The organism is Streptomyces sp. BPTC-684 (genome assembly GCF_030028635.1).
GTDB lineage: Bacteria > Actinomycetota > Actinomycetes > Streptomycetales > Streptomycetaceae > Streptomyces > Streptomyces noboritoensis.
In genome coordinates this window covers 4,818,025-4,843,548 of the sequence record NZ_CP124863.1, presented here as the reverse complement: position 1 = coordinate 4,843,548, position 25,524 = coordinate 4,818,025, and the positions used below count along the sequence as shown (strand labels likewise).

Here is a 25,524-nt window from a genome sequence, read left to right as displayed (position 1 = left end):
AAGTGCCGCGAACCACCGCGAACTGATCGCCCAGGGTGGACAATTCCGGCATGACGCTCACGACGTCGTACACGACGCTCACTCTTGAGGACCGCATCACCGGCGCCCTGGTCGGCGCGGCCGTAGGGGACGCCCTCGGCGGCCCGGTCGAGGGCTACACCCCGGAGCAGATCGTGGAGCGGCACGGCGGCCGCGTCCACGGCATCGTCGGCCCCTGGCACGGCGACGACTGGCGCACCGCCCGCCCCATCGCCCCGTACCACAAGGGCGACGGCCACGTCACCGACGACACCTTGATGACGCATGCGCTGATCCGGGTGTACGAGAAGGTCCGCGACCACCTGGACGCGTACGCGATCGCCGACCACCTGGTCCCCGACCTGATCGCGCACCCGCGCTGGATCCCGGAGCTCGAAGCCGAGACGCTCCCCCTCCACCGGATCTTCCTCGCCGAGAAGTGGCTCGTGGCCCGGCTGCACTACGGCCACGTCGACCCCCGCGAGGCGGGCACCGGCAACATCGTCAACTGCGGTGCGGCGATGTACATGGCCCCGGTCGGCCTGGTCAACGCGGCCAACCCGGCGGCGGCGTACGCGGAGGCCCTGGAGGTGGCGGCCCCGCACCAGTCCTCGTACGGGCGGGAGGCGGCGGGCGTGTTCGCGGCGGCGGTGGCGGCGGCGTGCGCACCGGACGCGACGGCGACGGCTGTCGTGGACACGTGCCTGTCCCTGGCAAAGGACGGAACGCACGCGGCGATCGAGGCGGTGGCCGAAACAGCATCCGCCCACACGGACTTCGAGTCGGCCCTGGCCCCCCTCCGGGCGGCGGTCACCCCCTTCGACACGGTCGGCCCGGACTACCGCGCCCCGTCCCTGGGCGCCCGCCGCCCGTCCCGCCTGCACGCCATCGAAGAACTCCCGATCGCCCTGGGCATGCTGCTCGTCGCCGACGGCGACTACCGCACGGCGGTACTCGGCGCGGTGAACTACGGCCGGGACTGCGACTCCATCGCGACCATGGCGGGCGCGCTGGCGGGCGCGCTCCGGGGCGAGGCCCCCATCCCCGCCGCCTGGCCCAAGCAGATCGCCGAGGCCAGCCGCCTGGACCTGCACGCCCCCGCACGGGCCCTGACGCAGGTGACCCGCGAGGTGTACGAGAAGGACCGCACCCGCCAAGCCGCCCACCACACGGCCTTCGAGGCGCTGACCCGATGACCCTCCTACGCCTGACCTGGGTCCAGCCGGAGGACCTGCTCCCCCACGAACTCCACCAGGCAAAGGAGGACGGCCGCGACGCGAAACGGATCGCGGCACGCTGGCGGGCTGCGGGCGGCCCGGAGACCCCACGTTCGACGGGCGCGTCCCCGACCCCGGCACCCCCGGCCCTACGGGCCTTGGCGATCCGACTCTTGGACGAACTGGCCGAGCTCCCCTGCCCGTTGGCGGACCGCGAGCCGACGGATCTGGCGGCGATCAGGTCAGCAACACCAACGTGGCCTGAGGGGGCGCGGGGGCACAGCCCCGCCCGGGAATCCGGGGGCAAAGCCCCCAGCCAGCCACCTACCCCTCCCGTCCAGGGTCCGGGGCGGAGCCCCGAGGGGGTGCAGGGGCGCAGCCCCGCACAAGGGCCCGGGCCCGAAGCCCCCAGCCAGCCACCCACCCCGGGGGTGCAGGGGGCGGAGCCCCCGCTCGGGGGTCTGGGGGCGAAGCCCCCAGGAACACCTCCCCCTACCTCCACCCACCCCCACCCCCGGAGGGTTTCGGGAAGGGGCGGGGAGGGGCGAACAAACGCCCTCCACGCCGCCTGGCTAGGCCGAGCCGCCGGCTGCCTGCTCGGCAAACCCGTCGAGAAGCTGCCCCTGACCGGCATCCGCGAAATCGGTCGCGCCACCGCCAACTGGCCCCTCCACACCTGGTTCACCGCAACCGGCCTCCCCGCCGAGCTGGCCACCACGTACCCCTGGAACCGCCGCTCCGCCCCCACCTCCCTCGCCGAGAACATCGACGGCATGCCCGAGGACGACGACCTCAACTACCCCCTCCTCGGCCTGCTCCTCCTCCAGCGCCACGGCCCCGCCTTCACCACCACCGATGTCGCCCGACTGTGGCTGGACGAGCTCCCGGCAGGCCGTACGTTTACCGCCGAACGGATCGCGTACCGCAACCTGCTGGACGGGATCGAGCCGCCGCACACCGCCACCCACCGCAACCCGTTCCGCGAGTGGATCGGCGCCGCCATCCGCGCCGACGTCCACGGCTGGACCAACCCCGGCGACCCCGCGGCCGCCGCCGAGCAGGCGCACCGCGACGCCGTCCTCACCCACACCGCCAACGGCGTGTACGGCGCGATGTTCACGGCCGCGGCGATCTCGCTGGCCGCCACCGGCGCGTACGACGTACACGGCTGCCTCGACGGCGGCCTCGCCGTGATCCCCCCGCGCTCCCGCCTCGCCGAGGCCGTCCGCCTCGGCATCCGCCTCGCCCGCGAGGAGGCCGACTTCGACACCGTCGTCGACCACCTCCACACCGCCCTCGGCGCCTACCACTGGGTGCACTCCATCCCCAACGCCGCCCTGCTCGCCGCCGCCCTCACCCACGCCGACGGCGACTTCTCCGGCTCCATCTGCCGCGCGGTGTCCGGCGGCTGGGACACCGACTCCAACGGAGCCACCGCCGGATCGCTCGCGGGACTCCTCGCCGGGCACCCGGACGCGCTGCCCGCCCGCTGGACCGCACCGCTCAAGAACCGCCTCGCCACCACCGTCGCCGACTTCGACGGCACCGGCTTCGACACCCTCGCGGAACTGACCGCACGACTCACCTCACCCTTCACCCCCCAGGAGGTACGGAGCGCATGACGCGCATCGCGGTGCTCGGCAGCACCAACATGGACCTGGTCGCCTACGTGAAGACCGCCCCGCGCCGCGGCGAGACCGTCACCGGTCACGACTTCCGTACGATCCCGGGCGGCAAGGGCGCCAACCAGGCCGTCGCCGCGGCCCGCGCGGGCGCCGACACCGCGCTCATCGGGGCCGTCGGCACGGACGAGTTCGGCGTACGGCTGCGGGCCGCGCTCGACGGCTCCGGCGTCGACACCGACCTCGTGCGCACCACCGAGGGGCCCTCCGGCACGGCCCACATCGTGGTCGACGCGGACGGCGGCAACGCGATCGTCGTCATCCCCGGCGCCAACGCCTCCGTCACCCACCTCGGCCCCGGCGACGAGGCGCTGATCGCCGGCGCCGAGTCGCTGCTGCTCCAGTTGGAGCTGCCGATGGACACGGTCGTCGAGGGCGCCGAGGCGGCCCGGCGCCACGGGGTGCGGACGGTCCTCACCCCCTCCCCCGTCCAGCCCCTGCCGCCCGAACTCCTCGCCGCCACCGACCTGTTGGTGGCCAACGAGCACGAGGCCGCCGCGCTCACCGGCATCGACGACCCGAAGGCGGCCGCCCGCGCGCTGCTCGAACTCGTCCCCGAGGTGGTGGTCACGCTCGGCGCCCGGGGCAGCCTGTACGCGGCACGCGGCCAGGACCCGGTCGCGGTCCCGGCCCCGGAGGTGACCGCGGTCGACACGACGGGCGCGGGCGACACGTTCGTCGGCGCGCTCGCCGTCGCCCTCGGCGAGGGCCGGGCGATGGCCGAAGCGCTCGCCTGGGCGTCGGACGCCGCCGCGCTCTCGGTCCAGCGGCCCGGCGCGGTGGCCGCCATGCCGTACCGCACGGAGATCGACGCGGCGGCGGCCGAGGGAACCGCCCGGTGACGACTCCCCTGCAACGACTGCGTGTTCTGGACCTCGCCACCCTCTTCGCCGGACCGCTCGCGGCGACGATGCTCGGCGACTTCGGCGCCGAGGTCATCAAGGTCGAGCACCCCCGCCGCCCCGACCCCTCGCGCGGCCACGGCCCCGCCAAGGACGGCGTCGGGCTCTGGTGGAAGCTGCTCGGCCGCAACAAACGGACGATCACCCTCGACCTGTCCACGCCGGGCGGCCGCGAGACCCTGCTCCGGCTCGCCGCCTCCACCGATGTGATCATCGAGAACTTCCGCCCGGGCACCCTGGAGCGCTGGGGCCTGGGCTGGCCCGAACTGGCCGCCGCCAACGACCAGTTGGTACTGGCCCGGGTCACCGGATTCGGCCAGTGCGGCCCGTACGCCCACCGCCCCGGCTTCGGCACGCTCGCCGAGGCCATGAGCGGCTTCGCCGCCGTCACCGGCGAGCCGGACGGCCCGCCGACGCTGCCGCCGTTCGGCCTCGCGGACTCGATCGCCGCGCTGGCCACCGCGTACGCCGTGCTGACCGCGCTCACCGCGCGCGCCGCCACCGGGCGCGGGCAGGTGATCGACATGGCGATCATCGAGCCGATCCTGACGGTCCTCGGCCCCCAGCCCATCTGGTACGACCAGCTCGGCTACGTCCAGCCGCGCACCGGCAACCGCTCCCGCAACAACGCCCCGCGCAACACCTACCGTACGGCGGACGGCAGTTGGCTCGCCGTCTCCACCTCGGCCCAGTCGGTGGCCGAGCGGGTGATGCGCCTGGTGGGGCGCCCGGACCTGATCGGCGAGCCGTGGTTCGCGACCGGGTCGGGGCGGGCCGAGCACGCCGACGAGCTGGACGAGGCGGTGGGCGGCTGGATCGCCCGGCGCACCCGTGAGGAGGCGATGACGGCGTTCGAGAAGGCGGAGGCGGCGATCGCGCCGATCTACGACATCCGGGAGGTGATGACGGACCCCCAGTACCGCGCGCTGGACACGCTCACCACGGTCGACGACCCGGAGCTGGGCCCGGTCAAGATGCAGAACGTCCTCTTCCGGCTCTCCGAGACCCCGGGCGCGATCCGCTGGGCGGGCCGCCCGCACGGCGCGGACACGGACGCGGTCCTGACCGAACTGGGCCTGTCCGCCCCGGAGATCACCGCGCTGCGCCGGGCGGGCGCGCTGTGACGCCGATCCCGCTGACCTGGCTGTACGCACCCGGCGACCGGCCGCAGGTGGTCGAGAAGGCGCTGTCGGCGGGCGCGGACGTGGTGATCGTGGATCTGGAGGACGCGGTGGCGCCGGACCGCAAGGAGTACGCCCGGGCGGCGACGGCGGAGCTGCTCGCCGACCCGCTGTCCACCCCGGTCCACGTCAGGGTGGCCACGGAGGAGGACGTACGGACCCTGGCCGGGCTCCCGGGCCTGGCGGGCCTGCGCCTGCCCAAGATCACCCACGCCTTCCAGGTCCAGCGCGTCGCGGGCCTGGCCCCCGGCGTCCCCCTGCACCCGCTCCTGGAGAGCGCGCTCGGCGTGGAGCACGCGTACACGATCGCCGCCGCCCACCCGGCGGTGCGTGGCATCGCGCTCGGCGAGGCGGACCTCTGCGCGGATCTGGGAGTACGCAACGAGTCGGGCCTGGACTGGCCGCGCAGCCGGGTGGTGGTGGCCGCGCGGGCGGCGGGCCTGGCCCCGCCCGCCCAGTCGGTGTACCGGCACATCAGCGATCTGACGGGGCTGGCCGCGTCCTGCGCCCACGGCCGCGCGCTCGGCTTCCTGGGCCGCGCGGCGATCCACCCGGCGCAGCTGCCGGTGATCGAACGCGCCTATCTGCCACCGCCGTCGGAGGTGGCGGCGGCAGAGGAGGTCCTGACGGTGTCCCCCACGGACACGGGAGCCCTGGCCCTGCCGGACGGCCGCTTCGTGGACGCGGCGGTGCTGGAAGCGGCGCGCCGCACGCTCGCACTGTCCCGTCGCCATCCCCCACCCCGCCCGTTCCCTTGACCCGCCGGAGGTGAGACTTCGTCTGCGGCTGGGTGTCGGGCTGGTCGCGCAGTTCCCCGCGCCCCTTAAGGGTTTCGTCGTTGTCTGCGGATCGTGCTTGGTTGCTCGCGCAGTTCCCACCGCCCCTGAGATCGCCCCTTCGGGGCGCCCAGGGGATTGCCGCGCAGCGGCATTCTTAGGGGCGCGGGGAACTGCGCGACCAGCCCCCACCGGCCCGCAGATGAAACCCGGCCCCCAACGCGGCCTCAGCCCTTACTCGTCGTCGTCCCGTTCTCGGACGACACCGACTTCTCGGCCTCGCCGGCAGGCGCGTCGTCAGAGGGCGCATCCCCCGACTCCGACTCCGGCTCCCCCTCCGCGTCAGCGGACTCCGCGGAGCCCGGCTCGACAACCTCTTCCCGCCCCGGCCGCACCCGCGAAGAGATCACGATGTACGTCACGGCGAGCACGAAGACCGTGATCGCGGTCCAGTCGTTGAGGCGCAGCCCCAGCACGTGGTGGGCCTCGTCGACCCGCATGTACTCGATCCAGCCGCGCCCCACGCAGTACGCCGCGACGTACAGCGCGAACGCCCGGCCGTGGCCCAGCTTGAAGCGGCGGTCCGCCCAGATGACGAGGAAGCCGACGCCGAGGCACCACAGCGACTCGTACAGGAAGGTCGGGTGGTAGGTGCCCGCGACCCGGTTCGTACCCTCGGTGATCTTCAGCGCCCACGGCACGTCGGTGGGCTTGCCGTACAGCTCCTGGTTGAACCAGTTGCCCCAGCGGCCCACGGCCTGGGCGAAGGCGATGCCGGGGGCCAGCGCGTCGGCCCAGGCCGGCAGCGGGATGCCCCGGCGGCGGCAACCGATCCACGCACCCACCGCGCCGAACGCGATCGCGCCCCAGATGCCGAGCCCGCCCTGCCAGATCTTGAAGGCGTCGACCCAGTCCTCACCGTCGCTGAAGTACAGCTGGTAGTCGGTGATGACGTGGTAGAGCCGACCGCCGACGAGGCCGAAGGGCACCGCCCAGACGGCGATGTCGGCCACGGTGCCGGCTTTGCCGCCCCGGGCGACCCAGCGCTTGTTGCCGTACCAGACGGCGACGAAGACACCGATGATGATGCAGAAGGCATAGCCGCGCAGCGGGATCGGTCCGAGATGGATCACGCCGGTCGACGGGCTGGGAATGAAGGCGAGGTTCATGGCAGGGTCGACGCTACCTTGCCGGGCGGGCGGTCGGACCACCCACCCGGCAACTTATGAGTAACGAGCGGTACGGCGGGGCCTAGGGGGCCTCGTGAACCGGAACCGCCTTGCTCGGATGGATCATCGGCTGGCCCGCGGCCGGGACCTTCGGAGCCGTGCCCGGGGCGTGCGCGTGCTTCGGCATCCCGGACGCGGCGGACGCGCCCGCCGGCGGCGAGCTCGGGGCGACAGGCGCCCCGGGCTGCGACGGCGAAGCCGTCCCCGGCTGCTTCCCCTTGTTCGCCTCCGCGACCCACTTCTTCAGCTTCGCCGGGCTGATCTCCTCGTCGCCCCTCTTCGGGAAGATCGACTCCCCGTTCAGCTGGACGGTCGGCGTGCCGGAGAAGGCGGCCTTCTCGAACGCCTTGTTGGACTTGGCGACCCAGCTGTCGTGCTTGCCGTCCTCCACACAGGAGCGGAAGGCGTCGGTGTCGAGACCGGGGACCTTCCCGGCCAGCTCGATCAGCCTGCTGTTCTTCGCGAACGCGTCATCGGTCTCCTTGGGCTGGTTGCCGTAGAGCACGTCGTGGTACGCCAGGAACTTGCCCGCGTCCTGGGCGCAGCCCGCCGCGTTCGCCGCGTGCAGCGAGCCGCTGCCGCCGAGGTTGCGGTCGATCAGGGTGGCGAGGTGGTACTCCACCCTGATCCGGCCGCTGTTCTCCAGCTCGTGGAGCGTGGTCCGGAAGTTGTTCTCGAACATGGCGCAGGCCGGGCAGCGGAAGTCCTCCCAGACCGTGAGCGTGGACGGCGCGTCGGCGGCGCCCACCGGGATGGCCAGGTTGTCCTTGCCCTGGGCGCCGGTCGGCGCGAGCAGCGGGCCCGCCGTGCCCTTCTTGCCGTCGCTCTTGGTGTTGGCCGCGATCACGCCGATCACCGCGGCCAGCCCGAGGACGCACACCACCGCCGCGGCGACGATCATCGTGCGTCTGCGGCGGTCCTGGGACTGCTGCCGCTCGCGCTCCTGGGCCAGCCGCTCGCGGGCCGTTCTCTTGCCTTCTTGGTTCTTCTCGCTCACACCCGCAAAACGAACCGGGGAGGCACCCACGTGCCTCCCCGGTCCCATATCCACCCGTACGAGCTAACGCGATCCGGATCCGCCCCTACCCGGGCAGGGTTACGGAGCGTTGCGGCGGACGGCCTGCACCCTTACGGCGTACGGCGTACGCCCTGCGCGAGTTCACCCGCGAGGGCGCGCACGGCGGCGAGCCCGCTCGCGTGGTCCGGCGCGTCAAGGAGGCGCTGGACGAAGGCCGAGCCGACGATCACACCGTCGGAGAAGGCCGCGACCTCCTGGGCCTGCTCCGCGTTGGAGACGCCGAGGCCGACGCAGACCGGCAGGCCGGTGGTGGCCCGGGTGCGCCGCACCAGGTCCTCCGCCTGTGCGCCGACCGACGCGCGCGTGCCGGTGACGCCCATCAGGGACGCCGCGTACACGAAGCCGGAGCCCACCGCGGTGATCTGCGCGAGCCGCTCGTCCTTGCTGCTGGGCGCGACCACGAAGACCGTGCCGAGGCCGTGCTTGTCGGCGTGCTCGCGCCACAGCGCGGACTCCTGGACCGGCAGGTCGGGCAGGATGCAGCCGGCGCCGCCCGCCTCGGCAAGCTCGGCGGTGAAGCGCTCCACGCCGTACCGGTCGATGGGGTTCCAGTACGTCATCACCAGCACCGGCTTGCCGGTGGCCGCGTGGGCCTCGCGGACCGTGCGCAGCACGTCGGCGATCTTCACCCCGCCCTTGAGCGCGATGTCGTCGGCGGTCTGGATGACCGGCCCGTCCAGGACCGGGTCGCTGTGCGGAAGGCCGACCTCGACCACGTCCGCGCCGCCGTCGAAGACGGCCTTGACCGCCTCGATGCCGCCGTCGACGGTCGGGAACCCGGCCGGCAGATAGGCGATGAGCGCGGCCCGGTCCTCGGCCTTCGCCTTGGCGAGGGTGTCGCTCAGCAGAGTCACGTTCCCGCTCACTTCGCGTCCCCCTCGGTCCCGTTGTCGTACAGCCCGAAGTAGCGGGCCGCCGTGTCCATGTCCTTGTCGCCGCGCCCGGAGAGGTTGACCAGGAGCAGCCCGTCCTTGCCGAGCTCGCGGCCGACTTCGAGGGCGCCCGCGAGCGCGTGCGCGGACTCGATCGCCGGGATGATGCCCTCGGTGCGCGAGAGCAGCCGCAGCGCCTGCATGGCCGCGTCGTCGGTGACCGCGCGGTACTCGCCGCGGCCGATGTCCTTGAGGTAGGAGTGCTCCGGGCCGATGCCCGGGTAGTCCAGACCGGCCGAGATCGAGTAGGGCTCGGTGATCTGGCCCTCGTCGTCCTGGAGTACGTACGAACGCGAGCCGTGCAGGATCCCCGGCTCGCCCGCGGTCAGGGTCGCCGCGTGCTCGCCGCTCTCGATGCCGTGCCCGGCGGGCTCGCAGCCGATCAGACGGACACCCGCGTCCGGGATGAACGCGTGGAAGAGCCCGATGGCGTTCGAACCACCGCCGACGCAGGCCACGGCCGCGTCCGGGAGCCGTCCGGCGCGCTCCAGGATCTGGCGGCGGGCCTCGACGCCGATGACCCGGTGGAAGTCGCGGACCATGGCCGGGAACGGGTGCGGGCCCGCGACCGTGCCGAACAGGTAGTGCGTGCGGTCCACGTTGGCGACCCAGTCGCGGAACGCCTCGTTGATGGCGTCCTTCAGGGTGCGGCTGCCGGACTTCACCGGGATGACCTCGGCGCCGAGCATCCGCATCCGGGCGACGTTCAGCGCCTGGCGCTGGGTGTCGACCTCGCCCATGTAGATGGTGCATTCGAGGCCGAAGAGGGCGCAGGCGGTCGCGGTGGCCACGCCGTGCTGGCCCGCGCCGGTCTCGGCGATGACGCGGGTCTTGCCCATGCGCTTGGTGAGCAGCGCCTGGCCGAGCACGTTGTTGATCTTGTGCGAGCCGGTGTGGTTCAGGTCCTCGCGCTTGAGGAAGACCCGGGCGCCGCCCGCGTGCTCGGCGAACCGGGGCACCTCGGTGAGGGCGCTCGGGCGGCCGGTGTAGTTGACCATGAGGTCGTTGAGCTCGGCGGCGAAGGCGGGGTCGGCCTTGGCCTTCTCGTACTCGACGGCGACCTCGTCCACGGCGGCGACCAGCGCCTCGGGGATGAACTTGCCGCCGAACTCGCCGAAGTACCCCTCGGCTGTGGGGACTTGACCCTCGGGGTCGGGAATGAAGAACTCGTGGGACATGGGGATACCTCCCCGGGGCGTCTCGCCCCGGTCCTGGGTTGGCGAGTGGTCGCGTACGCCGAGCGCCGTCCATGTGCGCGTGGAGCTGCGTCCGACCGCCGTCGTGGGCTGGTCGCGCAGTTCCCCGCGCCCCTTTGGGGCGCTCAGCTCAGCGGCGACGCCATCGCATCCCGTTGACCTGGCCCGGCTCGTCGCCGATCACGTAGCGCACCCGGCGCCCGTGCACCCGGCGCGCCGGAGCGCGGCAGCCGCGGGGGCGGCAGCCGGGGGCGAGACGGGCGGCGATGGGCATCGTGGGGTCAGTTCCGTCCGTGGCGCAGGGCCGGGTGGGCGCCGGCGGCGACCAGGTCCGCGACGGCTCCGCGGGGGTCCTTGCCGGTGACCAGGGACTCGCCGACCAGGACGGCGTCCGCGCCGGCGTTGGCGTACGCGATCAGGTCGTGCGGGCCGCGCACGCCCGACTCGGCGATCTTCACGATGTGCGAGGGGATCTCGGGGGCGACGCGCTCAAAGGTGGTGCGGTCGACCTTGAGGGTCTTCAGGTCGCGCGCGTTGACGCCGATGATCTTCGCGCCCGCGTCGACCGCCCGCTCGACCTCTTCCTCGTCGTGCACCTCGACCAGCGGGGTGAGCCCGATCGACTCGGCCCGCTCGATCAGCGAGACCAGCGCGGGCTGCTCCAGGGCGGAGACGATCAGGAGCGCCAGGTCGGCCCCGTACGCCCGGGCCTCCCACAGCTGGTACGCGGTGACGATGAAGTCCTTGCGCAGCACCGGGATGTCGACCTTGGCCCGGACGGCCTCCAGGTCGGCGAGCGAGCCGCCGAAGCGGCGCTCCTCGGTGAGCACGGAGATGACGGCGGCGCCGCCCGCCTCGTAGTCGGCGGCGAGGCCCGCCGGGTCCGCGATGGCCGCGAGCGCACCCTTGGACGGGCTGGAGCGCTTGACCTCGCAGATGACCTTGACACCCTCGCCGCGCAGAGCCGCGACGCCGTCCCGAGCCTGGGGCGCCTTGGCGGCGCGCTCCTTGAGCTCGTCGAGGCCGACCCGCGCCTGCCGCTCCGCCAGATCGGCGCGGACGCCCTCGATGATCTCGTCGAGCACACTCACGCGAGCGGCCCCCTTCCAGGACGGTGACGTTGACGATCGGCCAGGATCAGCCATGACGATGGTATCCGCACAGAGGCGAAGGGCTCGCATCCGGTTGACGTCCGTCCCACTCCTCGGACAGCCGGGACGTGGGGAGATATACGGAATGTCACGGCGCCAGCACAGACCCGAACGGCAGATTCCGGACAACTGAGAAGACCAGCAGCACCGCGCCGATGCCCCACCAGTGGGCGTCCTTGAGGTCGATACGGAAGGGCAGCCCGCGCGCGGCACGGACGGCCCAGACCACCCAGAGGACCGCGAACAGCACATAACCGGCCACCGCGAGGGCGTTGGCCCCGAGGGCCGCGCCGAAGTGGCCGGTGATGAAGTCATGGGCGCTGCGCAGACCGCCGCAGCCGGGGCAGTAGATCCCGGTGAGCCGCAGCAGCGGGCAGACGGGGTAGTGGCCGGGCTCGTTCGGGTCGACCGCGCCCACGTACGCGAAGGCGGCGGCGACCCCGGCGAGGGTGCCCAGCGGCACGAGCAGCCGACGCGCCGCGGCGGGGGCCGCCGGGGCGGGCGTCGGGGTCGGGGTGGCGTCCACGCGGTGATTGTCCCCGTTCACGCGGAGAGGCGCAGCCCCAGGGGGCCGCGCCTCATCCACGTAAAGCGTCCGTCGTCTCAGCGGGCCTCGGCCAGGCGGGCGCGGGCCTTGAGGCCGGCCTCCTCGCGGGCCTTCGCCATCTCGGGGGACTCCTTGGGGGTGCCCAGACCGGCCATCTTCATGATGCCGCCGACGACCGCGCCGAGCACGGTGAGCGCCGTACCGGCCCAGAAGCCGATCGGGTTGGCGGCGACGATGAAGACCGAGGCCGCGCAGAAGCCGATGAAGGAGATGATGGAACCGGTCCAGGCGGCCGGGGTGTGTCCGTGGCCGCCGCTGCTGCCCGCCATGAGTTGCTCCTCGTTGGTGAATCTCTGGGTCGCGGAGTCGGCCGCTCAGTCCGGGGACGCCGACCGCTCACCGACCATTGTCGCCCACCCGTACGGGTGCCCCGAGCCTGGGGTCGCCGCCGTGGGGGAGCTCACACTCCGGTCGGGTCCTCGCCCCGGTCCAGGGCCTTCCACAGCTCCTCGGGCCGCTCCGGGTCCTTGACCGGGCGGGGCTTGCGGGCCCGGGGGCTGCCGTCGCGCTCGTAGCGCCCGCCCATCGCGGGCCAGGCGGCGCCGAACCGCAGCGCGAGCAGCCCGGCGACAAGCAGCAGCAGGCCGCCCGCGAAGGTGACGTAGGGCCAGGCGGTGTGGGTGAGGCCGCCGATGGTCTCGGCGGCGTCGCCGCTGGTCCTGGCGGCCTTCTCGTCCAGCGCGGAGCTGTCGTCGGCGCCGAGGAAGGCGGCGAGCGCGGCCCCGGCGCCGCTCAGCGCTAGCAGCCCGGAGACAAGGAGGCGGCCGGCCCGGCGGACCGCGAAGACCGCCACGAGCGCGGCGAGCCCGACTATCGCGAGCGCGGCGGGCACGCCCGTGACGTTCTGCCCGGTGGCGCGCAGCGGCACGGAGCCGCCCCCGACCGCGGCGTGGCCCTCGGCCCAGGTCTGCCCGGAGGCGAGCAGGACGACGGCGGCTCCGGCCGCGCCGAAGAACAGGGCGGTGGCGAGGGTGCGGCGGCCTCCGGCGCGGGCGGGTGACGCGGAATCGGCACGCGACTGGGGTACGGGTACGGCACTCACGTACTCCACTATCGCCTGCGCGGTGGTGATCTTGTCACCCGGGGTGTGTTATGGCGCGAAATCTATCGGCGAGAAGTTTGACTGCGGACCGGTGGGGGCTGGTCGCGCAGTTCCCCGCGCCCCTAGGAGGGCCCTTCGGGCCCATTAAGGGGCGCGGGGAACTGCGCGAGCGACCCAGCACGGTCCGCAGGCGACGCACTTGCCGCGGAGCACTAGTCGTTGAGCCGGTTCGCCGTGTGCACGGCACGCAGCACCGCCGCCGCCTTGTTGCGGCACTCGTTGTCCTCCGACACCGGGTCGGAGTCGGCCACCACACCGGCTCCTGCCTGTACGTACGCCGTGCCGTCGCGCAGCAGCGCGGTGCGGATGGCGATGGCGGTGTCGGAGTCCCCGGCGAAGTCGAGGTAGCCGACGCAGCCGCCGTAGAGCCCGCGGCGGCTCGGCTCCAGCTCCTCGATGATCTGCATCGCGCGCGGCTTGGGCGCGCCTGAGAGGGTCCCGGCGGGGAAGCACGCGGTGAGCACGTCGAAGGCGGTACGGCCCGGGGCGACCCGGCCGGTCACGGTCGACACGATGTGCATGACGTGCGAGTACCGCTCGACCGACATGAAGTCGACGACCTCGACGCTGCCCGGCTCGCAGACCCGGCCCAGGTCGTTGCGGCCCAGGTCCACCAGCATCAGGTGCTCGGCCCGCTCCTTGGGGTCGGCGAGCAGCTCCTCGGCCAGGTCGTTGTCCTCCTGCGGGGTGGCGCCCCGGTGCCGGGTCCCGGCGATCGGGTGGACCATCGCCCGCCCGTCCTCGACCTTGACGAGGGCCTCGGGGCTCGATCCCACGACGTCGAAGCCGTCGAAGCGGAAGAGGTACATGTACGGGGACGGGTTGGTGGCCCGCAGCACCCGGTAGACGTCGAGCGCGCTCGCGCTGCACGGCGTCTCGAACCGCTGCGAGGGCACCACCTGGAAGGCCTCGCCCGCGCGGATGCGCTCCTTGATGTCCTCGACGGCGTCCTGGTACGCCTTGCCGCCCCACAGCGCGGTGTACTCGGGCAGCTCGGACGGCGGGAGGGCGGCGGGCGCGTACTCGACCGGCTTCGCCAGGTCCGCCTCCATGGCGTCGAGCCGGGCCACGGCGTCCGCGTACGCCTCGTCGACGCCGGTGTCCAGGTCGTTGTGGTTGATCGCGTTGGCGATCAGGAGCACCGACCCGGCCCAGTGGTCGAGCACGGCGAGGTCGGAGGTGAGCAGCATGGTCAGCTCGGGCAGCCGCAGGTCGTCGCGCCCGTGCTCGCCGATCTTCTCCAGCCTGCGCACGATGTCGTACCCGAGGTAGCCGACCATCCCGCCGGTGAACGGCGGCATCCCGGCCGCCAGGTCGCGCGGGGTGTGCAGCGCCTCGACGGTGGCCCGCAGCGCCTCCAGCGGGTCACCCGAGGTGGGGACGCCGACGGGCGGGGTGCCCAGCCAGTGGGCCTCGCCGTCGCGGGCGGTGAGCGTGGCGGCGGAGCGCACGCCCACGAACGAGTAGCGCGACCAGGACCGCCCGTTCTCGGCGGACTCCAAGAGGAAGGTGCCGGGCCGCTCGGCGGCGAGCTTCCGGTAGAGCCCGACGGGGGTGTCGCCGTCCGCGAGGAGGCGGCGGCTGACCGGGATGACGCGGCGGTCCACCGCGAGCTTGCGGAAGGTTTCGAGATCCATGGCGCGACCCTACTGACCGGGGGCGGGCAGCAGGACGTCGGCGTCGAAGCATGTCCGATCCCCGGTGTGGCAGGCGGCCCCGACCTGATCGACCTTGACGAGCAGGGTGTCCCCGTCACAGTCCAGCGCGACGGACTTCACGTGCTGGAAATGCCCGGAAGTGTCCCCCTTCACCCAGTACTCGTTCCGGCTGCGCGACCAGTAGGTGCAGCGGCCGGTGGTCAGGGTGCGGTGCAGGGCCTCGTCGTCCATCCAGCCGAGCATGAGCACCTCGCCGGTGTCGTACTGCTGGGCGATGGCCGGGACCAGTCCATCGGCGGTCCGCTTCAGGCGGGCGGCGACGGCGGGGTCGAGAGTGCTGGTCATGGCCCCATTGTGCCGTGGTGCGGGGGCGCTCCGGCGGTGCGTCCACTGGGCGGACGCGGGTACGGGCCGTACGCTGGCCCCCATGTCGACCCATGCCAAGCGTGAACGGCTGCTGCTCGCCGACCTGTTGGAGGCGGCGGGCCCTCAGGCCCCGACCCTCTGCGAGGGCTGGACCGCGCGCGACCTCGCCGCCCATCTGGTGGTCCGCGAGCGCCGCCTCGACGCGGCCGGCGGGATAATCCTGGGCGCGCTGAAGTCCCGCCTGGACCGGGTGCAGGCGGAGTTCGCCGCGAAGCCGTACGAGGAGCTGGTGCGGCTGTTCCGTACGGGGCCGCCGAAGTACTCGCCGTACAACATCAAGCAGGTCGACGAGGGGGCGAACGCGATCGAGTTCTACGTCCACGGCGAGGACGTCCGCCGGGCCCAGCCCGACTGGACGCCGCGGCCGGTCGACCCGGTCTTCGCGGACGTGCTCTGGTCCCGCCTGGAGAGGATGGCGCGGGTGATGGGGCGGCGGTCGCCGGTGGGCCTGGTCCTGCGGCGGCCCGACGGCCAGACGGCGGTGGCGCGGCGGGGGACGCCGGTGGTGACGGTCACGGGCGAGCCGGGCGAGCTGGCCCTGTTCGCCTCGGGCCGCCAGAGCGCGGCGGACATCCAGATCGAGGGCGACAAGGACGCGGCGGCGCGGGCGCTGGAGGCGAAGTTGGGGGTTTGATTCCCCCACCCCGCCCCTTCCCGAAACTCTCCGAGAGATCCCTTCGTCCGCAGACCGTGGGGGCTGGTCGCGCAGTTCCCCGCGCCCCCAGGAGGGCCCTCCTGGGGGCGCGGGGAACTGCGCGACCAGCCCCCACCGGCAGACGGCCGAACGACAACCGCCGGAGGCTTTCGGGAAGGGGCGGGGCGGGGAAGAATCAGCGGACCGGGTGGCCCGCCTCGCGTAGCGTGGACTTCACGTCCGCGATCCGCAGGTCGCCGAAGTGGAACACCGACGCCGCCAGGACCGCGTCCGCCCCCGCCGCCACCGCCGGGGCGAAGTCCGCGAGGCGGCCCGCGCCGCCCGAGGCGATCACCGGCACCGACACGTGGCGCCGGACCGCCGCGATCATCGAGACGTCGTACCCGTCCTTCGTCCCGTCCGCGTCCATCGAGTTGAGCAGGATCTCCCCCGCCCCCAGCTCCGCCGCCCGGTGCGCCCACTCCACCGCGTCGATGCCGGTCCCCCGGCGCCCGCCGTGGGTCGTCACCTCGAAGGAGCCGGACGGCGTACGGCGCGCGTCGACCGACAGGACGAGCACCTGGCGCCCGAACCGCTCCGCGATCTCGCGGATCAGCTCGGGGCGCTCGATCGCCGCCGTGTTGACGCCCACCTTGTCCGCCCCGGCCCGCAGCAGCTTGTCCACGTCCTCCGCCGAGCGGACCCCGCCGCCCACCGTGAGCGGGATGAAGACCTGCTCGGCGGTGCGCCGCACCACGTCGTACGTGGTCTCCCGGTTGCCCGAGGACGCCGTGATGTCCAGGAACGTCAGCTCGTCCGCGCCCTCGGCGTCGTACAGCTTGGCCATCTCTACCGGGTCGCCCGCGTCGCGCAGGTTCTGGAAGTTGACACCCTTCACCACCCGGCCGTTGTCGACGTCCAGGCAGGGGATGACTCGGACCGCGAGGGTCATGAAGAGGCTCCTTCGGGGGCGCCTCGGTAGGCGTCCACTTCTACTTCGACCAGCACGCGCGGGTCGACCAGACCGGTCACGATGACCAGCGTGGCCGCCGGACGGACGGCGCCGAAGAGCTCCTTGTGGGCCCTGCCCGCCTCGTCGATGTCCCGCGCGTGGGTCAGATACATACGGGTGCGGACCACGGACTCGACCCCGAGCCCGAACTCCGCCAGCGCGGCGAGGGCGTTCGAGAAGGCCACCATGGCCTGCTCGTACGGGTCGCCCTCGCCGTACAGCACCGTGCCCTTGAACGGCGTGGTGCCGGCGACGTGCACATGGTCGCCCGCGGCGACGGCGCGCGCGAAGCCGATCGAGTCCTCCCAGGGGGTGGGAACGTCACTCTGCACACGCCGTACGTCGCTCATCGGGACACAGCCTCCAGGGCCTCTTCGAGGGTGAACGCCTTCGCGTACAGGGCCTTGCCCACGATGGCGCCCTCCACACCCTGCCCCACGAGCTTCGCGATCGCCCGCAGGTCGTCGAGCGAGGAGACGCCGCCCGAGGCCACCACCGGCTTGTCGGTGGCCGCGCAGACGTTGCGCAGCAGCTCCAGGTTGGGGCCCTGGAGGGTGCCGTCCTTGGCGATGTCGGTCACCACGTACCGCGCGCAGCCCTCGGAGTCGAGGCGCGCCAGCGTCTCGTAGAGGTCGCCGCCGTCACGCGTCCAGCCGCGGCCGCGCAGGGTCGTGCCCCGTACATCCAGACCGACCGCGATCCTGTCCCCGTACTCCGCGATGACCTTGGCGACCCACTCGGGGGTCTCCAGGGCCGCGGTGCCCAGGTTGACGCGGCGGCAGCCGGTGGCGAGCGCGGCCTCCAGCGAGGCGTCGTCGCGGATGCCGCCGGACAGCTCCACCTTGATGTCCATCGCGCCCGCGACCTCGGCGATCAGCGCACGGTTGTCGCCGGTGCCGAAGGCCGCGTCCAGGTCCACCAGGTGCAGCCACTCGGCGCCGGAGGCCTGCCAGGCGAGCGCCGCCTGGAGCGGGGAGCCGTAGGAGGTCTCCGAGCCGGACTCGCCGTGGACGAGGCGGACGGCCTGGCCGTCGCGGACGTCGACGGCGGGCAGGAGTTCGAGCTTCGAAGCCATTACAGGGTTCCGATCCAGTTGGTCAGCAGCTGGGCGCCGGCGTCGCCGGACTTCTCGGGGTGGAACTGGGTCGCCCACAGCGCGCCGTTCTCCACCGCGGCCACGAACGGCTCGCCGTGGGTGGCCCAGGTGACCCTGGGCGCGCGGATCCTGGGGTTGGTGACCTCCAGGTTCCAGTCGTGCACGGCGTACGAGTGCACGAAGTAGAACCGGGCGTCGGCGTCCAGGCCCGCGAACAGCTCGCTGTCCTCGGGGGCCTTGACCGTGTTCCAGCCCATGTGCGGGACGATCGGCGCCTTCAGCGGCCCGACCGTGCCGGGCCACTCGTCCAGGCCCTCGGTCTCCACGCCGTGCTCGATGCCCCGCTCGAAGAGGATCTGCATGCCGACGCAGATGCCCATCACCGGGCGGCCGCCCGACAGGCGCCGGCCCACGACCCAGTCGCCGCGCGCCTCGCGCAGCCCCTGCATACAGGCGGAGAAGGCGCCGACGCCGGGGACGAGCAGCCCGTCGGCGTTCATGGCCGCGTCGAAGTCACGGGTGATCTCGACGTCCGCGCCGACGTGGGCGAGGGCGCGCTCGGCGGAGCGCACGTTGCCGAAGCCGTAGTCGAAGACCACGACCTTCTTACGAGGTGTGCTCGTGCTCAATTCCACACCTCCAGCCGCAGGACGCCCGCGACCAGGCAGAGCGCCGAGCTGATCGCGAGGAGCGTGATCAGGCTCTTGGACATCTCCTGCTTGATGAAGGAGTAGACGCCGCCCGCCAGGAAGAGCCCGAGGACGATGAGGATGGTGTTGAGGCCGTTCACAGCGCGCCCTTGGTCGAAGGAAGGATGCCCGCGGCACGCGGGTCGTGCTCGGATGCGTAGCGCAGCGCCCGGGCCAGCGCCTTGAACTGGCACTCCACGATGTGGTGCGCGTTGCGCCCGTACGGGACGTGGACGTGCAGGGCGATCTGCGCCTGCGCCACGAAGGACTCCAGGATGTGCCGGGTCATCGTGGTGTCGTACTCGCCGATCATCGGCGCCATGTTCTCGGGCTCGGTGTGCACGAGGTACGGGCGGCCGGAGAGGTCCACGGTCACCTGGGCGAGGGACTCGTCGAGCGGGACCGTGCAGTTGCCGAAGCGGTAGATGCCGACCTTGTCGCCGAGCGCCTGCTTGAAGGCGGCGCCGAGCGCGAGGGCGGTGTCCTCGATGGTGTGGTGCGAGTCGATGTGCAGGTCGCCGTCGGTCTTGACCGTGAGGTCGAAGAGGCCGTGGCGGCCGAGCTGGTCGAGCATGTGGTCGTAGAAGCCGACTCCCGTCGACACGTCGACCTTTCCGGTCCCGTCGAGGTCGATCTCGACGAGGACGGACGTCTCCTTGGTGGTGCGTTCGACACGGCCGACGCGGCTCATGCTCTCTGCTCCTTCTTCAGCTGACGGACCGCGTCCAGGAACGCGTCGTTCTCGGTCGGGGTGCCGGCGGTGACGCGCAGCCACCCGGGCACCCCGTTGTCACGGACCAGGACCCCCTGGTCGAGGATCCGCTGCCAGGCGGTGTGGGAGTCCTCGAAGCGGCCGAACTGGACGAAGTTGGCGTCCGACTCGGTCACCTCGTACCCGGCCGCCCGCAGCTCGGTGACCAGCCGGTCCCGCTCCCGCTTGAGCTGCTCGACGTAGCCGAGCAGCGTGTCGGTGTGCTCCAGGGCCGCGAGCGCGGTCGCCTGGGTGACGGCGGAGAGGTGGTAGGGCAGCCGGACGAGCTGGACCGCGTCGACCACCGCCGGGTGGGCGGCGAGGTAGCCCAGGCGCAGCCCGGCCGCGCCGAACGCCTTGGACATGGTCCGCGAGACGACCAGGTGGGGGCGGCCTTCGATGAGCGGCAGCAGCGAGTCGCGGTGGCTGAACTCGACGTACGCCTCGTCGACGACCACCAGGGACGGCTTGGCGGCCTGCGCGGCCTCGTAGAGCGCGAGAACCGTTTCGGCCTCGACCGCCGTGCCGGTGGGGTTGTTGGGCGAGGTGATGAAGACGACGTCCGGGGCGTTCTGGGCGATGGCCTGCTCGGCGGCCGCCACGTCGATCGTGAAGTCCTCGTGGCGCGGGCCGGAGATCCAGCCGGTGCCGGTGCCGCGCGCGATGAGGCCGTGCATCGAGTACGAGGGCTCGAAGCCGATGGCGGTGCGGCCGGGGCCGCCGAAGGTCTGCAGCAGCTGCTGGATGACCTCGTTGGAGCCGTTGGCCGCCCACACGTTCTCGACGCCGACGGTGTGCCCGCCGGTGCGGGTGAGGTAGCGGGCGAGCTCGGTGCGCAGCTCCACCGCGTCCCGGTCGGGGTAGCGGTTGAGCCCGCGCGCGGCCTCGGCGACCCGCTCGGCGATCCGCGCGACCAGCGGCTCGGGCAGCGGGTACGGGTTCTCGTTGGTGTTGAGCTGGACGGGCACGTCCAACTGGGGCGCGCCGTAAGGGGACTTGCCGCGCAGTTCGTCGCGTACGGGCAGGTCGTCCAGCGTCAAGGCCTTGCTCTCGGTCACTGGCCCGGCACCTTCCATCCGAACCGCGCCTTCAGCGCGGCCCCGTGCGCGGGCAGGTCCTCGGCCTCCGCGAGCGTGACCACGTGGTGGGCGACCTCGGCGAGGGCGTCCCGGCTGTAGTCGACGATGTGGATGCCCTTGAGGAAGGACTGGACCGACAGGCCCGAGGAATGGCAGGCGCAGCCGCCGGTGGGCAGCACGTGGTTGGAGCCCGCGCAGTAGTCGCCGAGCGAGACCGGGGCCCACGGCCCGACGAAGATCGCGCCCGCGTTGCGGACCCGGCCGGCCACGGCGGCGGCGTCGGCGGTCTGGATCTCCAGGTGCTCGGCGCCGTACGCGTCGACCACCTTGAGTCCCTGCTCCAGGCCGTCGACCAGGACGATCGCGGACTGCCTGCCGGCCAGCGCGGGCTTGATCCGGTCCTCGACGTGCTTGGTGGCCGCGACCTGCGGCTCCAGCTCGCGCTCGACCGCGTCGGCGAGCGCCGCGCAGTCGGTGACCAGGACGGCGGCCGCCATCGGGTCGTGCTCGGCCTGGCTGATCAGGTCGGCGGCGACGTGCGCCGGGTCGGCGGTCTCGTCGGCGAGCACGGCGATCTCGGTCGGTCCGGCCTCGGTGTCGATGCCGATGCGGCCGGTGAAGTAGCGCTTGGCGGCGGCGACCCAGATGTTGCCGGGGCCGGTCACCATGTTCGCGGGCGCACACTCCTCGGTGCCGTACGCGAACATCGCGACGGCCTGGGCGCCGCCCGCCGCGTACACCTCGTCGACGCCGAGCAGCGCGCACGCGGCGAGGATCGTCGGGTGCGGCAGTCCGCCGAACTCCTTCTGCGGCGGGGAGGCCAGCGCGATGGACTCGACGCCCGCCTCCTGGGCCGGGACCACGTTCATCACCACGGACGACGGGTACACCGACCGGCCGCCCGGCGCGTACAGGCCCACGCGCTCGACCGGCACCCACTTCTCGGTGACCGTGCCGCCGGGCACCACCTGGGTGGTGTGCTCGCTGCGGCGCTGGGCGCGGTGGACGGTCCTGGCCCGCCGGATGGACTCCTCAAGGGCGGCCTTGACCTGCGGGTCGAGCGTCTCCAGGGCCTCGGCGAGCGCCTCGGCGGGCACCCGGATCCGCTCCAGGGTCACTCCGTCGAACTTCTCCGCGTACTCGATCAGCGCCGCCGTGCCGCGATGATGCACGTCCTCGCAGATGGGCCGCACCTTCTCCAGGGCGGCTTCCACGTCGAACTCGGCACGGGGCAGCAGGTCGCGCAGGGCGCCACCCTCGGGGAGGGCGTTGCCGCGCAGATCGATTCGAGAGATCACGGAACCAATTCTCTCAGACCGCATCGCGCCACCGATCGCCCGTATCACTGGCTGATACGTATCCCGCCCGCCCCGCACCCGGGCCGTGACCACTAGCGTTCACTCCGTTACACACGCATGTACGTACATCCGCACGCGACCGCGCGGGGCGAGCAGGAGGACGAGGGGGACGGCAGTGACCGAGGCGCCGGATGCCGATGCGGCCCCGGACTGGTTCAGTCCGGTGGAGCTGGGGATGTGGGAGAACTTCCGCAACGGCAGCACCTACGACCTGCGCACCCGCAGCCGGGTGCGGGACGACCCGTTCTCGGGGCGCGTCTGGGGGCCCGAGCGCCAGGTGAAGGCCCGGGCGGTGGCCCTGCTGCTGCTCCACGGGCCGCCCGCGCTGCCCGGCCGGGTCGCGGCCCTGAAGCTGAACGGCGTGCAGATCGTCGGGACGCTCAATCTGTCGGGCGGCACGGTCACTCCGTACGTGGAGCTGAACAACTGCCGGTTCGAGGGCGAGGTGCTGCTGCCGGAGTGCCGGGTCACCACCGTGCGGATGGTGAACTGCGCGATCCCCCGGATCGAGGCGGCCCGGCTGCAGACCGAGGGCGATCTGCATCTGCCGCGCTGCCGGATCGCCCGCGGCATCCGGCTCACCGACGCGCACATCGGCACCGATCTGCTGCTCAACCAGGCCGTGATCCACGCAGACCGCAAGGGCCGCTCGATCGCGGCCGACGGCCTCTCGGTCGCGCAGGACCTCCAGGCCGAGCTGATCGAGTCGTACGGGGAGGTGAGCCTGCGCGCGGCGAAGGTCGGGGTGACGTTCAGCCTGCGCGGCAGCCGGCTGGTGAACCCGGAGGGGCGGCGGGCGCTGAACGCGCCGCAGCTGACCGTGGAGCGCACGCTCTACATGACGGCGGCGGCCGTCTCGCCCGGCGCCACCGAGACCACCACGCCGCCGTACGGGACGAACTACTCCGGCACTCCGGCCCGGGGCACCCGGGTCCAGCCGTTCGTCTGCGAGGGCGGGCTGCGCCTGGACGACGGCCGGTTCGGGGACGCCGTGGACCTCCAGAGCGCGCGCTTCGTGATGCGGGACTACCAGGAGCTGTCGCTGCGCCGGGTGCAGACGCCGGAGCTGCGCTTCCTCGGGGAGCGGCCGGAGCGGGGCCGGGTGGTGCTCTCGGGCGCCCGGGTCGTGAACCTGGTCGACATGTCGACGAGCTGGCCGGGGCCCGGCGGGCTCGCGATGGGCGGCTTCAGCTACGACAACCTGATCCCGCGCGGCCTCTTCCCGCTCTCCCGACGGCTTGAGTGGGTGGCGGCGGCGACTCCGGAGTACGCGCCGGAGCCGTACGAGCGCCTCGCCACCGTGCTGCGCAACAGCGGAGAGGACGCGGACGCGCGCGAGGTGCTGCTCGCCAAGCAGCGCCGGCGCCGCGAGACCCTGCCGCCGGCGGGGAAGCTGTGGGGCGTGCTCCAGGACCTGACGGTGGCGTACGGCTACCGGCCGGGCCGGGCGGCGCTGTGGATGGCGGTGCTGTGGGCGATGGGCGCGCTGGCGTTCTCGCACTACGACCCGCAGCCGATCAAGGCGGACGAGCACCCGGACTGGAACGCCTCCCTGTACGCCCTCGATCTGCTCGTACCGGTGATCAACCTGGGGCAGGACGGCTACTGGAAGCTGCACGGAAGCTGGCAGTGGGTCTCGGCGGTGCTCATCGTGCTCGGCTGGATCCTGGCCACGACCGTGGCGGCGGGCGCCTCGCGCCTGCTGCGGCGTGGCTGAAATTTGCCGGTCCTTGACCTGCGCCCGTACAACCGTCACGGCCGCCACAGACTCTTCACCGCACACCACTGGCGGAGCTCCGACCTGCGGTTTTGAATGGTTCGCACCATGTCATTCGTACGCGCCCTGCTCCGTGCCGTCCGCGCGGTCAGGCACACCCCGCACCTCGCCGCCGACCTCCCGGCCGACGAGGATCTGCTCCTCGACGCGCCCGACGGGCGGCTCGGCCCCGCGCTCGTGGCCGCCGCCCGGGGCGAGTACGCGGCGGCGGCCGAGCTCCTCGCCGTCACCCGCGAGTCGGCCGAGTGGGAGAACCGCGACCGCTACACCATGCGGCTCGCGGCCTTCGCGGTCAGCCGCCCCGACTGGCTGGCCGACTGGCTGGCCGCCGCGCCCCGGGACCCGGACGCGCTGCTCGTCAAGGCGGAGCTGGCGATCGTACGGGCGTGGGGCTCGCCCGCCCGCGCCGAGCTGCTGCGCGAGATCGCGCCGCTGATCGACGCGGCGGCCTCGGCCGAGCCCACCGACCCGGTGCCGTGGCGCATCGCGCTCGACCACGCGCGCGGCACCCATGCGCCGCACACGGTCTTCGAGTCGCTGTGGGCGGAGGCGGTCGGCCGCTCCTCGCACCACTACGGCTGCCATGTGGCCGCGCTGCAGTACCTCTCGGCGCAGTGGTACGGCTCGCACCGGGAGTGCTTCGGCTTCGCCGAGGAGGCCGCGGCGGACGCGCTGCCCGGCTCGCTCGTCCAGGCGCTGCCGGTACGGGCCGCGTTCGCCTGCCTGGCCGCCGGCACGGGCGGGGGCCCGACCGGCAGGCAGAGCCCGCAGGAGCTGTTCGGCGACCGGATCGACACGGCGGCGGACCTCGCCATCGCGCTGTCCGCCGCGTACGAGCCCGGCGACCCGTGGCCCGCCGAGGTGCGCAATCTGCTGGCGTACGTCCTGGTCGTACGGGAGCGGTGGGAGGAGGCCCTGGAGCAGTTCCGCCGCATCGGCCCCTATGCCACGGCCTTCCCGTGGGCGCGGCTCGACGACGACCCGCTGGGCCGGTTCACGGAGCTGCGCGACGGGGTGCGCAGGCAAGTGGCGGCGCGCACTCCGCCGGGGCGCGAACGCGGCCCGGCGGGCGTCCCGCCCGGGCCCGTCGAGGCCCCCGGGCAGCCCCCGGCGAAGGCCCCAGGCAGGACCGCCGGGCTCCCGGGCGCGGGCGCCCTCGGGAAGCCCGGACGCAGCCGGTCCGGCGACCATTACGCTTGAGCGTTGTGACCACCGCTCGCCTCCCCCTCTTTCCGCTCAACTCGGTCCTGTTCCCCGGCCTCGTCCTGCCGCTGAACGTGTTCGAGGAGCGCTATCGCGCCATGATGCGCGATCTGCTGAAGTCCGGCCCGGACTCCGGCCCCGCCTCCGACGACGACGAGCCGCGCCGGTTCGCCGTGGTCGCGATCCGCGACGGCCGGGAGGTCGCGCCGACCGGCCCCGGGCTGCCCGACCAGACGGCGATCCCCGAGAAGGGCCCGGCGGCCGGGTTCGGCCCCGACCCGATCCAGGCGTTCCACCAGGTGGGCTGCATCGCGGACGCGGCGACGATCCGGGAGCGGTCGGACGGCAGCTTCGAGGTCCTGGCCACGGGCACCACGCGCGTGAAGCTCCTCTCGGTGGACGCCAGCGGCCCCTACCTCACGGCCGAGCTGGAGGAGCTGCCCGAGGAGCCGGGCGAGGAGGCCGGGGCGCTGGCGGAGGGCGTGCTGCGGGCGTTCCGCGCGTACCAGAAGCGGCTGGCGGGCGCGCGCGAGCGGTCCGTGACCGGCTCGGCCGAGCTGCCCGACGAGCCGTCGGTGGTGTCGTACCTGGTGGCGGCGGCCGCGGTGCTGGACGTCCCGGCGAAGCAGCGCCTGCTCCAGGCGCCGGACACCGCGACGCGGCTGCGCGAGGAGCTGAAGCTGCTGCGCGCGGAGACGGCGGTGATCCGCCACCTCCCCTCGCTCCCGGCGGTGGACCTGACCCGCTCCCCCACGAGCCCCAACTGACGT

Annotated in this window: 28 protein-coding genes; 9 read left to right on the top strand and 19 right to left on the bottom strand. The window is 73.0% G+C overall.

Annotated features, from left to right (window positions below; translation table 11 throughout):
* Positions 1 to 50: 50 nt before the first annotated feature.
* The 5 genes from QIY60_RS21400 to QIY60_RS21380 are packed head-to-tail and all read left to right on the top strand — an operon-like array spanning position 51 to position 5,758.
* On the top strand, positions 51 to 1,214 hold the full coding sequence (locus QIY60_RS21400; protein WP_283143880.1) for an ADP-ribosylglycohydrolase family protein: 1,164 nt from the start codon (positions 51 to 53) through the stop codon (positions 1,212 to 1,214).
* Entirely contained in the window at positions 1,211 to 2,857 is a 1,647-nt protein-coding gene (locus tag QIY60_RS21395) for an ADP-ribosylglycohydrolase family protein (protein WP_283143879.1), read from the top strand. Before QIY60_RS21400 ends, QIY60_RS21395 begins: the two co-directional genes overlap by 4 nt.
* A complete protein-coding gene (gene rbsK, locus QIY60_RS21390; RefSeq protein WP_283143878.1) occupies positions 2,854 to 3,759 on the top strand; it encodes a ribokinase in 906 nt (301 codons plus the stop codon). Before QIY60_RS21395 ends, rbsK begins: the two co-directional genes overlap by 4 nt.
* Entirely contained in the window at positions 3,756 to 4,943 is a 1,188-nt protein-coding gene (locus QIY60_RS21385) for a CoA transferase (protein WP_283143877.1), read from the top strand. The genes rbsK and QIY60_RS21385 overlap by 4 nt, the downstream gene beginning before the upstream one ends.
* Positions 4,940 to 5,758 carry a CoA ester lyase gene (locus QIY60_RS21380; RefSeq protein ID WP_283143876.1) on the top strand — a complete coding sequence of 273 codons (819 nt, stop codon included), beginning with the start codon at positions 4,940 to 4,942 and terminating at the stop codon, positions 5,756 to 5,758. The genes QIY60_RS21385 and QIY60_RS21380 overlap by 4 nt, the downstream gene beginning before the upstream one ends.
* 245 nt (positions 5,759 to 6,003) lie before the next feature.
* On the opposite strand, the gene lgt is transcribed toward QIY60_RS21380, so the two are convergent.
* The 11 genes from lgt to hisI form a co-directional block, all read right to left on the bottom strand.
* On the bottom strand, positions 6,004 to 6,945 hold the full coding sequence (gene lgt / locus QIY60_RS21375) for a prolipoprotein diacylglyceryl transferase (protein WP_283143875.1): 942 nt from the start codon (positions 6,943 to 6,945) through the stop codon (positions 6,004 to 6,006).
* A gap of 82 nt (positions 6,946 to 7,027) precedes the next feature.
* A complete protein-coding gene (locus tag QIY60_RS21370) occupies positions 7,028 to 8,002 on the bottom strand; it encodes a thioredoxin domain-containing protein (RefSeq protein ID WP_283143874.1) in 975 nt (324 codons plus the stop codon).
* A gap of 131 nt (positions 8,003 to 8,133) precedes the next feature.
* Positions 8,134 to 8,949 (bottom strand): tryptophan synthase subunit alpha, encoded by an 816-nt coding sequence (gene trpA / locus QIY60_RS21365; protein ID WP_283143873.1) that lies wholly within the window; start codon positions 8,947 to 8,949, stop codon positions 8,134 to 8,136.
* The gene (gene trpB, locus QIY60_RS21360) at positions 8,946 to 10,193 is read right to left on the bottom strand and encodes a tryptophan synthase subunit beta (protein ID WP_283143872.1); all 1,248 of its coding nucleotides are present in this window, start codon (positions 10,191 to 10,193) and stop codon (positions 8,946 to 8,948) included. The genes trpA and trpB overlap by 4 nt, the downstream gene beginning before the upstream one ends.
* 148 nt (positions 10,194 to 10,341) lie before the next feature.
* The gene (locus QIY60_RS21355; protein ID WP_283143871.1) at positions 10,342 to 10,485 is read right to left on the bottom strand and encodes a hypothetical protein; all 144 of its coding nucleotides are present in this window, start codon (positions 10,483 to 10,485) and stop codon (positions 10,342 to 10,344) included.
* Between the two features lie 7 nt (positions 10,486 to 10,492).
* Positions 10,493 to 11,302, bottom strand: coding sequence for an indole-3-glycerol phosphate synthase TrpC (gene trpC / locus QIY60_RS21350; RefSeq protein WP_266978631.1), 810 nt, complete (start codon positions 11,300 to 11,302; stop codon positions 10,493 to 10,495).
* Positions 11,303 to 11,450: 148 nt separating this feature from the next.
* Positions 11,451 to 11,888, bottom strand: a complete 438-nt coding sequence (locus QIY60_RS21345) for a DUF2752 domain-containing protein (protein ID WP_283143870.1) — start codon at positions 11,886 to 11,888, stop codon at positions 11,451 to 11,453.
* Between the two features lie 77 nt (positions 11,889 to 11,965).
* Positions 11,966 to 12,238: an HGxxPAAW family protein gene (locus QIY60_RS21340; RefSeq protein ID WP_283143869.1), complete on the bottom strand. Its 273-nt coding sequence runs from the start codon at positions 12,236 to 12,238 to the stop codon at positions 11,966 to 11,968.
* 131 nt (positions 12,239 to 12,369) lie between these two features.
* Positions 12,370 to 13,020 (bottom strand): TIGR02234 family membrane protein, encoded by a 651-nt coding sequence (locus QIY60_RS21335; protein WP_283143868.1) that lies wholly within the window; start codon positions 13,018 to 13,020, stop codon positions 12,370 to 12,372.
* Between the two features lie 203 nt (positions 13,021 to 13,223).
* A complete protein-coding gene (locus QIY60_RS21330; protein WP_283143867.1) occupies positions 13,224 to 14,708 on the bottom strand; it encodes an anthranilate synthase component I in 1,485 nt (494 codons plus the stop codon).
* Positions 14,709 to 14,717: 9 nt separating this feature from the next.
* Positions 14,718 to 15,074: a phosphoribosyl-AMP cyclohydrolase gene (gene hisI, locus QIY60_RS21325; RefSeq protein WP_283143866.1), complete on the bottom strand. Its 357-nt coding sequence runs from the start codon at positions 15,072 to 15,074 to the stop codon at positions 14,718 to 14,720.
* Positions 15,075 to 15,156: 82 nt separating this feature from the next.
* On the opposite strand from hisI, the gene QIY60_RS21320 reads away from it, so the two are divergent.
* A complete protein-coding gene (locus QIY60_RS21320; RefSeq protein ID WP_283143865.1) occupies positions 15,157 to 15,789 on the top strand; it encodes a TIGR03085 family metal-binding protein in 633 nt (210 codons plus the stop codon).
* Positions 15,790 to 15,985: 196 nt separating this feature from the next.
* Here the strand turns inward: QIY60_RS21320 and hisF are convergent, their stop codons facing one another.
* The 8 genes from hisF to hisD are packed head-to-tail and all read right to left on the bottom strand — an operon-like array spanning position 15,986 to position 21,714.
* Positions 15,986 to 16,741, bottom strand: a complete 756-nt coding sequence (gene hisF / locus QIY60_RS21315; protein WP_283143864.1) for an imidazole glycerol phosphate synthase subunit HisF — start codon at positions 16,739 to 16,741, stop codon at positions 15,986 to 15,988.
* Entirely contained in the window at positions 16,738 to 17,151 is a 414-nt protein-coding gene (locus QIY60_RS21310; protein ID WP_283143863.1) for a RidA family protein, read from the bottom strand. The genes hisF and QIY60_RS21310 overlap by 4 nt, the downstream gene beginning before the upstream one ends.
* Positions 17,148 to 17,876, bottom strand: a complete 729-nt coding sequence (gene priA / locus QIY60_RS21305) for a bifunctional 1-(5-phosphoribosyl)-5-((5-phosphoribosylamino)methylideneamino)imidazole-4-carboxamide isomerase/phosphoribosylanthranilate isomerase PriA (protein ID WP_283143862.1) — start codon at positions 17,874 to 17,876, stop codon at positions 17,148 to 17,150. The genes QIY60_RS21310 and priA overlap by 4 nt, the downstream gene beginning before the upstream one ends.
* The gene (gene hisH, locus QIY60_RS21300; RefSeq protein ID WP_283143861.1) at positions 17,876 to 18,526 is read right to left on the bottom strand and encodes an imidazole glycerol phosphate synthase subunit HisH; all 651 of its coding nucleotides are present in this window, start codon (positions 18,524 to 18,526) and stop codon (positions 17,876 to 17,878) included. The genes priA and hisH overlap by 1 nt, the downstream gene beginning before the upstream one ends.
* Entirely contained in the window at positions 18,523 to 18,687 is a 165-nt protein-coding gene (locus QIY60_RS21295; protein WP_190088799.1) for a hypothetical protein, read from the bottom strand. Before QIY60_RS21295 ends, hisH begins: the two co-directional genes overlap by 4 nt.
* Positions 18,684 to 19,277, bottom strand: a complete 594-nt coding sequence (gene hisB / locus QIY60_RS21290; RefSeq protein WP_067158063.1) for an imidazoleglycerol-phosphate dehydratase HisB — start codon at positions 19,275 to 19,277, stop codon at positions 18,684 to 18,686. The genes QIY60_RS21295 and hisB overlap by 4 nt, the downstream gene beginning before the upstream one ends.
* Entirely contained in the window at positions 19,274 to 20,395 is a 1,122-nt protein-coding gene (locus QIY60_RS21285; RefSeq protein ID WP_283143860.1) for a histidinol-phosphate transaminase, read from the bottom strand. The genes hisB and QIY60_RS21285 overlap by 4 nt, the downstream gene beginning before the upstream one ends.
* Positions 20,392 to 21,714: a histidinol dehydrogenase gene (gene hisD / locus QIY60_RS21280; protein ID WP_283143859.1), complete on the bottom strand. Its 1,323-nt coding sequence runs from the start codon at positions 21,712 to 21,714 to the stop codon at positions 20,392 to 20,394. The genes QIY60_RS21285 and hisD overlap by 4 nt, the downstream gene beginning before the upstream one ends.
* Positions 21,715 to 21,949: 235 nt before the next feature.
* On the opposite strand from hisD, the gene QIY60_RS21275 reads away from it, so the two are divergent.
* The 3 genes from QIY60_RS21275 to QIY60_RS21265 all read left to right on the top strand — a co-directional run bounded on the left by QIY60_RS21275 (position 21,950) and on the right by QIY60_RS21265 (position 25,521).
* Positions 21,950 to 23,491 (top strand): oxidoreductase, encoded by a 1,542-nt coding sequence (locus tag QIY60_RS21275; RefSeq protein WP_283146023.1) that lies wholly within the window; start codon positions 21,950 to 21,952, stop codon positions 23,489 to 23,491.
* Between the two features lie 96 nt (positions 23,492 to 23,587).
* Positions 23,588 to 24,751, top strand: a complete 1,164-nt coding sequence (locus tag QIY60_RS21270) for a hypothetical protein (RefSeq protein WP_283143858.1) — start codon at positions 23,588 to 23,590, stop codon at positions 24,749 to 24,751.
* Between the two features lie 5 nt (positions 24,752 to 24,756).
* Positions 24,757 to 25,521 (top strand): LON peptidase substrate-binding domain-containing protein, encoded by a 765-nt coding sequence (locus QIY60_RS21265; protein WP_283143857.1) that lies wholly within the window; start codon positions 24,757 to 24,759, stop codon positions 25,519 to 25,521.
* Positions 25,522 to 25,524 lie beyond the last annotated feature (3 nt).

What these genes read in the sequence shown, in the direction of transcription:
- QIY60_RS21310 (WP_283143863.1), bottom strand. Translation starts at nt 17,151, where the DNA reads ATGAGCGACGTACGGCGTGTGCAGAGTGACGTTCCCACCCCCTGGGAG.
- QIY60_RS21275 (WP_283146023.1), top strand. Translation starts at nt 21,950, where the DNA reads ATGTGGGAGAACTTCCGCAACGGCAGCACCTACGACCTGCGCACCCGC.
- QIY60_RS21270 (WP_283143858.1), top strand. Translation starts at nt 23,588, where the DNA reads ATGGTTCGCACCATGTCATTCGTACGCGCCCTGCTCCGTGCCGTCCGC.
- priA (WP_283143862.1), bottom strand. Translation starts at nt 17,876, where the DNA reads ATGGCTTCGAAGCTCGAACTCCTGCCCGCCGTCGACGTCCGCGACGGC.
- QIY60_RS21330 (WP_283143867.1), bottom strand. Translation starts at nt 14,708, where the DNA reads ATGGATCTCGAAACCTTCCGCAAGCTCGCGGTGGACCGCCGCGTCATC.
- hisB (WP_067158063.1), bottom strand. Translation starts at nt 19,277, where the DNA reads ATGAGCCGCGTCGGCCGTGTCGAACGCACCACCAAGGAGACGTCCGTC.
- hisI (WP_283143866.1), bottom strand. Translation starts at nt 15,074, where the DNA reads ATGACCAGCACTCTCGACCCCGCCGTCGCCGCCCGCCTGAAGCGGACC.
- QIY60_RS21400 (WP_283143880.1), top strand. Translation starts at nt 51, where the DNA reads ATGACGCTCACGACGTCGTACACGACGCTCACTCTTGAGGACCGCATC.
- QIY60_RS21395 (WP_283143879.1), top strand. Translation starts at nt 1,211, where the DNA reads ATGACCCTCCTACGCCTGACCTGGGTCCAGCCGGAGGACCTGCTCCCC.
- hisF (WP_283143864.1), bottom strand. Translation starts at nt 16,741, where the DNA reads ATGACCCTCGCGGTCCGAGTCATCCCCTGCCTGGACGTCGACAACGGC.
- QIY60_RS21320 (WP_283143865.1), top strand. Translation starts at nt 15,157, where the DNA reads ATGTCGACCCATGCCAAGCGTGAACGGCTGCTGCTCGCCGACCTGTTG.
- trpB (WP_283143872.1), bottom strand. Translation starts at nt 10,193, where the DNA reads ATGTCCCACGAGTTCTTCATTCCCGACCCCGAGGGTCAAGTCCCCACA.
- lgt (WP_283143875.1), bottom strand. Translation starts at nt 6,945, where the DNA reads ATGAACCTCGCCTTCATTCCCAGCCCGTCGACCGGCGTGATCCATCTC.
- QIY60_RS21355 (WP_283143871.1), bottom strand. Translation starts at nt 10,485, where the DNA reads ATGCCCATCGCCGCCCGTCTCGCCCCCGGCTGCCGCCCCCGCGGCTGC.
- rbsK (WP_283143878.1), top strand. Translation starts at nt 2,854, where the DNA reads ATGACGCGCATCGCGGTGCTCGGCAGCACCAACATGGACCTGGTCGCC.
- QIY60_RS21340 (WP_283143869.1), bottom strand. Translation starts at nt 12,238, where the DNA reads ATGGCGGGCAGCAGCGGCGGCCACGGACACACCCCGGCCGCCTGGACC.